This window comes from Arthrobacter sp. H41 (assembly GCF_000520535.1).
In the GTDB taxonomy this organism is placed as follows: domain Bacteria; phylum Actinomycetota; class Actinomycetes; order Actinomycetales; family Micrococcaceae; genus Arthrobacter_D.
The window spans coordinates 2,664-10,537 of record NZ_KI914833.1; the positions used below are offsets into that span (position 1 = coordinate 2,664).

The following is a 7,874-nucleotide window of genomic DNA, read 5'->3' on the forward strand; positions in this document are numbered from 1 at the left end:
GATCACCCAGAGCGACCCCCGCCTCACCGTGGTCGAGGGGCATGTTCTGGATGTGCAGGCGGTGGAGCGCGTCATCGACGGATCCGACGCCGTGATCTCTGTATTCGGTCAGGTGAAGGGCTCACCGGCCTCCCTGCAGACTGACGGCACCCGCAACATCGTCGCGGCTATGGAACGGCACGGCGTCCGCCGGATCATTTCACTCTCCGGAGGTGGGCTGCCTGATCCAGCGCACGATCGGCCCAAACCTGCCGATCACGTCATCCGCACTCTGCTCAAGCTCCTTGCTCCGCAGGTGCTCAAGGATGCCAAGGGGCACCTGTCCGTGCTGGAGTCGAGTGGGCTCGATTGGACGGTGGTACGCGGTCCGCGCCTGCTGGATCAACCGTTATCGGGCGATTACCGGGTTGGATGGGTGGGCGTCGATGGCGGCACGAAGGTGGGACGCGCCGACCTCGCCGAGTTCATCCTGCAACAGGTGGACGACCGCACGTACCTTCATCAGCTTCCACTCGTCAGCTACTGATGGCCGGCGGCGCGGAGCCGGAACGGGAAAAGTTTCTTGCCGAAGCAATCGACGCGATCGGTGCACTGACCCGGGACTTCGCCACAGGAGGTACCTACCCGTTCCGGAAGCGCGGGCTCGGTCGAGCGCAGATGAACGTGCTGTATCAGCTGTCCCGCTCCGACGGGCTCGGTATCGGAGCCCTGGCGGCTGTCCTGACCATCACCAGCGGAGCCGTCAGCCAGAGTGTCGATGCCCTCAGGACGGCCGGGCTTGTCAGGGTCGATGTCGACCCCGCCGACGCGCGCGCCCGCATCGTCACACTGACCGATGAGGCGTGGATTGAAGTCGACGAGTTCCAGCGCGGCTATATCGAAGCGATCGCGCCGCGCTTCGACGCGTTGTCCGCGGTCGAGGTCCACGAACTGTGGAGACTCCTCTCACTCGTAGGGGCTGCTAACGGAAACCCCGCCGGAGGACACCAGACCGGCTGAAATCGGAGTCCTCGCGGACCGCTACGCCTGGTGCAGGGGCGGCGTAGCGGTCGGTTTGCCGTGGGGAGTAGGGCGCCCGAGGAGGTAGCCCTGCCCGTAGTCGCAGCCGAGGCCGTGCAGTGCCTGGGCCTGGCTGGTGGTTTCGATTCCCTCGGCAATGATCCGCAGTTTCAGGGCGTGGGCGAGTCCGATGACGGCATTCACGATGGCGAAGCTCTCCCGCCTGCGCGCGTCGTCGTCGAGCCCGGCGGTGAAGGAGCCGTCGATCTTGATGGTGTCGACGGGGAACTGCGCGAGGTAGGACAGTGAGGAATAGCCCGTCCCGAAGTCATCGATCGCCAGGTGCACCCCGCTGGAACGGAGCTGGGCGAGGGTATCCCGTGCCCGTTCGAGGTTGACCATGAGCACGCTTTCGGTGATCTCCAGTCCGAGAACCGTGCCGGGAAGGTCCTGGACGCGCAGGCATTGCTCGACGCCGACGGCGAACGCCGGGTTCTCCAGCTCGGACGCGGAGACGTTGACCCACACCACCGGGACTGCGCCGCCCCTGGCACGACGGCGGACTACTTCGCGGAGGGCCTCGGTGAGGACCCACTGGCCGAGGTCGGTGATCAAACCGGCTTCCTCGGCGACGTCGATGAAGTCTCCGGGCATCAGCAGCCCGTGGTGGGGGTGTTCCCAGCGGACCAGGGCCTCCAGTCCCACGACTTCACCGTCCGTGAGGGCAACCTGTGGTTGGTAGTGCAGGCGCAGTTGTCCGCTGTGGATGGCGTTCTGGAGTTCTGACTCGAGCTGGACCCGCATCCGAAAACGGGTGCCGAGGGTTTCGTCATAGACTGCGGCGCGGTCGCGTCCGGAATCCTTCGCCGCGTACATGGCGTCGTCGCTGTCGCGCAGCAGTTCCTCGGCGGTGGTGTGTTCGGGCCGGGACAGGGCGATGCCCACGGACGCGCTGACCGTGATTTCCGTGCCATCCACGGTCAGGGGGGAGCGGAGGGCGGCCAGCAGGCGGGCGGCGGTCGTCGCTGCCCTGTCAGGCGTCGCATCGCGGCAGAGCACCACGAATTCATCTCCACCGAGGCGGGCGACGGTGTCACCCTGCCTCACCACGGATTGCAGGCGCTCCGCCACCAGGGTGAGCACCTGATCGCCGGCGTGGTGGCCATAGGTGTCATTGACCGATTTGAACCGGTCCACGTCGCAGAACAGCACCGCCACTGCGGTCCTGGCACCGCGGCCCGCCTGCAGGGCCTGATCGAGGCGGTCCATGAACAGGGCGCGATTCGGCAACCCGGTCAGGACGTCGTGCAGCGCCTGGTGCTGAAGGGTGGCCTCGAAGGCCTGGCGTTCGGTGATGTCCTCGATGTGATCGATCAGAAGGGCCGGCGTGCCGTCCGCGCCGGGGACCACCGAGGATGAGTGGAGGATCCCGACGACGGCGCCGTCGGCATGCAGGAAACGCGTCTCGTGCCGGTGCCTGTCGGCAAGGCCCTGCAGCAGTGACTGGCGCTGCCGCTCGGCGAGGTCCGCGTCGTCGGGGTGGGTGATGTCCTGCACGGATATGGACAGCAGTTCGGTCTCGTCCCGTCCGAGCAGTGCGGAAAGAGCCCGGTTGACCTGCAGGAACCGGCCGCACGGGGACGTCACGGCCATGCCGATCGGGGCGTCGTCGAAGGCACTGCGGAACCGGTGGTTCAGGTCCTGCAGCGCAGCCTCGGTGTGCTTGTGTTCGGTGATATCGGTGCAGGAGAGCACGAGGGAATGGTGAGGGTCCTGACCGGCACCGGCGTCGAGGTCCGCCACACTGGCCTCCAGCCACCGCCAGCTGTCGTCGGCGGAGTGCTGCAGCCGCAATTCAGCGGTGGTGGTCGGGCCGAGGCGCAGCCCGGGACGGGGAGCGAGCAGCGTACGGGCACCGGCACGGTCATCGGGGTGAACCAGGGTGAGGAATTTTGTCCCGTCCAGGCAGTGCGGCGCCAGGCCCAGGATCCGTTCGGCCGTGGCACTCACCGAGGTCACCGTCTGTTCATCGTCGAGAATGATCAGCAGGTCCGAGGTGCTGTCCAGCATGGTCTGCACCGCGATCTCCCGGTGCTTCCGGGCAGTGATATCCCGCTGGATCGAGACCCAGTGGGTGTACCAACCCCGGGCGTCGGCAACCGGGGTGATGCTGATCTGCGACCGGAATTCCACCCCGTCCTTGCGGACGTTGAGCAGTTCCACCTCCACGGGCTCCCAGCGGTGCAACGCCGTCCGCAGCCGGTCCAGCTCTGCCCGGTCCGTCTTGGGTGACTGCAGGATCCGCGGCGTCAACCCGACGATCTCGTCCGCTTCATACCCGGTCATCCGGGTGAACGCGGGATTCACGTAGATCACTTTGGGTCCACCCGATGCGAGGTCCACCGGTTCAGCCTCGGCCACCAGCACCACGTCATTGGCGTTCACCACCACCGACTCGAAAAGCGCCGCTATATCCAGTACTGCACTGTTGGAATCGGCTGCAGGAGCGCCATCGAGGCTCGGCATAGATTATATCCCTTTCGAAAAGCGGGCGTGATCAAGCCCGCGGGAGGGGTTGGAAAGAATTCCAGGGAGAGACCAGCATCACCTTGGCGGGTGGGCAATCGGTCCTTTTGACCGCACCTGATTCGGCACGCTGAAAGATTTGGATGTGTGGAATCTGCAAAACTTTCCGCATCAATTCCGGGTGGCTCAGGCTGCCGCCGTGGATATAGTCGAGGCGTTACCGCGGGCGAGCTCCGCCACCCGGACTGTCACTCATGGCAGCGCAGGCCCGGTCATCAGGGACCTGGTGTGTTCCGGCGCAGGACTGCCGCTGACCTGGCAATGGGTCACCGATGCGGCGGTGATAGTGGACGCCTCCACAAATCGGGCAGTAACGACCAAGACGGTCAGAGTGCCACGATCCGGTTCGACGGGGCTCCGGCGGGTTCTGTGGCGGCACGCGGTGACGTGGCGTTATTTCCCCAGCAGTTCGAGCAGGTACGTGCCGTAGCCGCTTTTGCCGAGTTTGGCGGCGACTGCGCGCAGTTCGTCGTCGTTGATGTAACCCTGGCGCCAGGCGATTTCCTCGGGGGCGCCCACTTTCATGCCTTGGCGTGCCTCAACGGTTCGGATGAAGTTGGATGCATCGTTGAGGGAATCGAAGGTGCCGGTGTCGAGCCACGCCGTTCCTCGGGGCAGAACTGAAACGTGCAGGTCGCCGGATTCCATGTAGATGCGGTTGATGTCGGTGATCTCCAGCTCGCCGCGGGGGGAAGGCTTCAAACTTCGCGCGATGTCCACGACTTTCGAATCGTAAAAATACAGCCCGGGAATTGCGTAATTGCTGCGGGGCTGCGGCGGCTTTTCCTCAAGCGAAACGACGCGACCATCGCCGTCGAACTCGACAACCCCATAAGCTGCCGGGTTCGATACGTGATAGGCGAAGATCGAGGCTCCTTCGAGCACGGTGAGTTTTGAAAGTTGGGTGCCGAGCCCGGGACCGTAGAAGATGTTGTCCCCGAGGACGAGGGCTACGTTCTCCCCGGCAATATGCTCCTCCCCGATGAGAAATGCCTGGGCGAGCCCATCGGGTGAGGGTTGGGTGGCGTAGGAGAGCTTGAGACCGAACTGGGATCCGTCGCCCAGCAGCCTGCGGAACTGACGCAGGTCGTCCGGCGTGGTGATGATCAGGACGTCCCGGATGCCCGCCAGCATCAGGGTGGAGAGCGGGTAGTAAATCATCGGCTTGTCATAGACCGGCACCAGTTGCTTGCTGATTCCGTGGGTGATCGGGTGTAGCCGGGACCCGGTACCGCCAGCCAAGATTATTCCGCGCATCAATCTTGTATATCGGTTGGGTCAGCAATAGCCAAGTGCACCACGGATTGCGGTATAGATAAGTGTGTGGAAAGTCTTTTAGTGACCGGCGGAGCCGGCTTCATCGGATCCAATTTTGTGCATTTCCTCATGGAAAAGACTGGTGTCCGGGTCACGGTCCTCGACAAGCTGACCTATGCAGGGAATCGGGAGTCGCTCAAGGGCGTGCCCGAGGACCGGCTCGAGCTGGTAGTGGGCGATATCGCCGACGCCGCGCTGGTGGATCGGCTGACCGAAAGAACCGACGCGGTGGTCCATTACGCGGCGGAATCCCACAACGACAACTCGTTGCAGGACCCGCGGCCGTTCCTGGAGACCAACATCATCGGCACCTACACGCTCCTTGAAGCGGCACGCCGCCATGGGAAGCGTTTCCACCACATCAGCACCGACGAGGTGTACGGGGACCTCGAGCTCGATGATCCAGGGCGCTTCACCGAAGACACGCCCTACAACCCGTCGAGCCCCTACTCCTCGACGAAGGCCGGGTCCGACCTGCTGGTGCGCGCCTGGGTCCGCTCCTTCGGGCTCCAGGCGACCATCAGTAATTGCTCCAACAACTACGGGCCGTACCAGCACGTGGAAAAGTTCATTCCGCGCCAGATCACCAACGTGATCGACGGCGTACGCCCCAAGCTGTACGGTGCCGGGCAGAATGTCCGCGACTGGATCCACGCGGACGACCACTCATCCGCTGTCTGGGCCATCCTCAACAAGGGCGAGATCGGGCAGACCTACCTGATCGGTGCCGACGGCGAGAGGAACAACAAGGATGTGGTGGAGCTGATCCTCACCGGAATGGGGCAACCGGCCGAGGCCTACGACCAGGTGATCGACCGCGCAGGGCACGACCTCCGCTACGCCATCGACTCCACGAAGCTACGCAACGAACTCGGGTGGCAGCCGGAATACTCCCACTTCGAACAGGGACTTAGCGACACCATCGCCTGGTACCGGGACAACGAAGCGTGGTGGCGCCCCCTGAAGGCTGCCACGGAGACCAAGTACGCCGAGCAGGGGCAGTAGACCGGTGGGCGTCGAGTTCTCGAAACCACTATCGATGACGGCCACGCCGATTCCCGGCGTCGTGCTGTTCGACCTTTCCGTCCATGGTGACAACCGCGGGTGGTTCAAGGAGAACTGGCAGCGGGAGAAGATGCTCGATGCCGGGCTGCCGGATTTCGGACCGGTCCAGAACAACATCTCCTACAACGAAACAGCCGGCACCACCCGCGGAATCCATGCCGAACCGTGGGACAAGTTCATCTCCGTGGCCACCGGTAAGGTGTTCGGCGCGTGGGTGGACCTGCGCGAAGGGCCCACCTTCGGCGCCGTATTCACCACCGAACTCGATCCCTCGAAAGCCATCTTCATTCCCCGCGGGGTAGGCAATGCGTTTCAGACCCTCGAGGACCATACGGCCTACACGTACCTGGTGAATGACCACTGGTCCGCGGACGCGCAGAACCAGTACGTCTTCCTCAACCTCGCCGATGAAACCGTTGACATTGCGTGGCCCATTCCCCTTGGACAAGCCGAACTGTCCTCCAAGGACCGGGACCACCCGAGGCTCGACGCCCTGGTACCCGTGCTGCCGAAAAAGACTCTGGTGCTCGGGGCGAACGGTCAATTGGGAACCGCGCTACGCGCCGCCCTCGCCGGCGATGCAACCGTCGAGTTCGCGACGCGCGCGGAGTTCGACCTCAACAACCCCGACTCGGTAGCTGGCCGGAACTGGGCCGGCTACTCGACCATCATCAATGCCGCCGCCTACACCGCGGTGGATGCTTCCGAAACACCTGCCGGCCGCAAGGAGGCATGGACGGTGAACGTCACCGCGGTAGCCGCACTGGCGCGCATCGCGGCCGCGCACAGGTTGACGCTGGTTCACATCTCCAGCGACTACGTCTTCGACGGCGCTCTCGACTGGCACTCCGAGGAAGAGGCGCTGAGTCCGCTGGGCGTGTACGGCCAGACCAAAGCGGCCGGTGATGCCGTGGTGGCGACAGTGCCGCGGCACTACATCGTGCGCACCAGCTGGGTGATCGGTGAGGGAAGCAACTTCGTCCACACCATGGCGGACCTCGCGCATCGAGGGATTCAACCCGCCGTCGTCAACGACCAGATTGGGCGCCTCACCTTCACCTCCGACCTCGCGGCCGGCATCCTTCATCTCCTGGCAACCAACGCCCCCTACGGCACCTACAACCTGACCAACGACGGCGACGCCCAAAGTTGGGCCGACATCGCCGGGGACGTGTTCGAACTAGCGGGCAAACCCCGCAGTGATGTCACCGGCGTCACCACCGCACAATACTTCCAAGGCAAGCCTGCAGCGCCCCGGCCACCCCGAAGCATCCTGGACCTCACCAAAATTCAGGCCACAGGCTTCCAACCGCCGAGGGCTGCCGGTCGGTTATCGGAATACGTGCTGCGTGTGCTGCAGGAGGTATGACCGATGGCAGCGAGCAGAAGCGAGTACTTGTCAAGGTTTCCCTTCTCCCAGATAGTCAATACGCTTAGCCTTATGCCCAGCTGCCTTGCCAGCAGGCAGTTCCGCGGAGTTCGGCCACCGCACCGCCGCACCAGCTACTGGCTTTGACCGAAGGATAAGACGATGTTGCCGCAGAATCCTCTAGACGCAGCGCTGATGAGACGTATAGCTGCAATTGCACTGGCTGCGTCGATCAGCGTGGGTGCTGTTGCTGCGCCGGCCTTTGCCCAGGAGTCGGAATCTCCCGCTGGAGGCGACTCGGGTAGCGGCCAGCCCAACGCCGATCAGGAGGCCGTTAGGGACGCGGTGGAGGACGCGGTGGACGACGCGCTGAAGGACCCCGAAGAGCGACGGGATGGGCAGGTAACTCCAGGCCCAATCCCTGTCGAAACACCCTCCGAGCCGCCGGTCGAGTCGACACCCGCCACTCAGGTTCCGGTTCCGGACGTCGAGTCGGTTCCCGTTGAGCCTGCGCCCACTACCGAGCCACCGACGTCGG

6 protein-coding genes and 1 pseudogene are annotated in these 7,874 nt (G+C 64.1%); 5 read left to right on the forward strand and 2 right to left on the reverse strand.

Going from position 1 to position 7,874, the window contains the following annotated elements; all coding sequences use genetic code 11:
- Together Y705_RS20455 and Y705_RS20460 are read left to right on the forward strand one after the other, a co-directional pair.
- Positions 1–526: NAD(P)-dependent oxidoreductase (locus Y705_RS20455; RefSeq protein WP_162149097.1), on the forward strand; the 526-nt coding region annotated here is incomplete at its 5' end.
- A complete protein-coding gene (locus Y705_RS20460; protein ID WP_049822855.1) occupies positions 526–999 on the forward strand; it encodes a MarR family winged helix-turn-helix transcriptional regulator in 474 nt (157 codons plus the stop codon). The genes Y705_RS20455 and Y705_RS20460, both read left to right, overlap by 1 nt.
- Positions 1,000–1,020: 21 nt before the next feature.
- Here Y705_RS20460 and Y705_RS20465 read toward each other — a convergent pair whose 3' ends face one another.
- Together Y705_RS20465 and rfbA are read right to left on the reverse strand one after the other, a co-directional pair.
- Positions 1,021–3,525: a sensor domain-containing protein gene (locus Y705_RS20465; protein WP_049822856.1), complete on the reverse strand. Its 2,505-nt coding sequence runs from the start codon at positions 3,523–3,525 to the stop codon at positions 1,021–1,023.
- 453 nt (positions 3,526–3,978) lie between these two features.
- Positions 3,979–4,842: a glucose-1-phosphate thymidylyltransferase RfbA gene (rfbA, locus tag Y705_RS0115080; RefSeq protein ID WP_026533460.1), complete on the reverse strand. Its 864-nt coding sequence runs from the start codon at positions 4,840–4,842 to the stop codon at positions 3,979–3,981.
- Positions 4,843–4,908: 66 nt separating this feature from the next.
- Here rfbA and rfbB point away from each other — a divergent pair, with 66 nt between their 5' ends.
- The 3 genes and pseudogenes from rfbB to Y705_RS22805 form a co-directional block, all read left to right on the forward strand.
- The gene (rfbB, locus tag Y705_RS0115085) at positions 4,909–5,907 is read left to right on the forward strand and encodes a dTDP-glucose 4,6-dehydratase (RefSeq protein ID WP_026533461.1); all 999 of its coding nucleotides are present in this window, start codon (positions 4,909–4,911) and stop codon (positions 5,905–5,907) included.
- A gap of 4 nt (positions 5,908–5,911) precedes the next feature.
- The gene (locus Y705_RS0115090) at positions 5,912–7,336 is read left to right on the forward strand and encodes a sugar nucleotide-binding protein (protein WP_026533462.1); all 1,425 of its coding nucleotides are present in this window, start codon (positions 5,912–5,914) and stop codon (positions 7,334–7,336) included.
- A 162-nt stretch (positions 7,337–7,498) separates the two neighbouring features.
- Positions 7,499–7,874 (forward strand): annotated as a pseudogene (locus Y705_RS22805) (hypothetical protein); the annotation flags it as partial.

Coding starts and splice junctions, on each gene's coding strand:
- Y705_RS20460 (WP_049822855.1), top strand. CDS start 526: ATGGCCGGCGGCGCGGAGCCGGAACGGGAAAAGTTTCTTGCCGAAGCA.
- rfbA (WP_026533460.1), bottom strand. CDS start 4,842: ATGCGCGGAATAATCTTGGCTGGCGGTACCGGGTCCCGGCTACACCCG.
- Y705_RS20465 (WP_049822856.1), bottom strand. CDS start 3,525: ATGCCGAGCCTCGATGGCGCTCCTGCAGCCGATTCCAACAGTGCAGTA.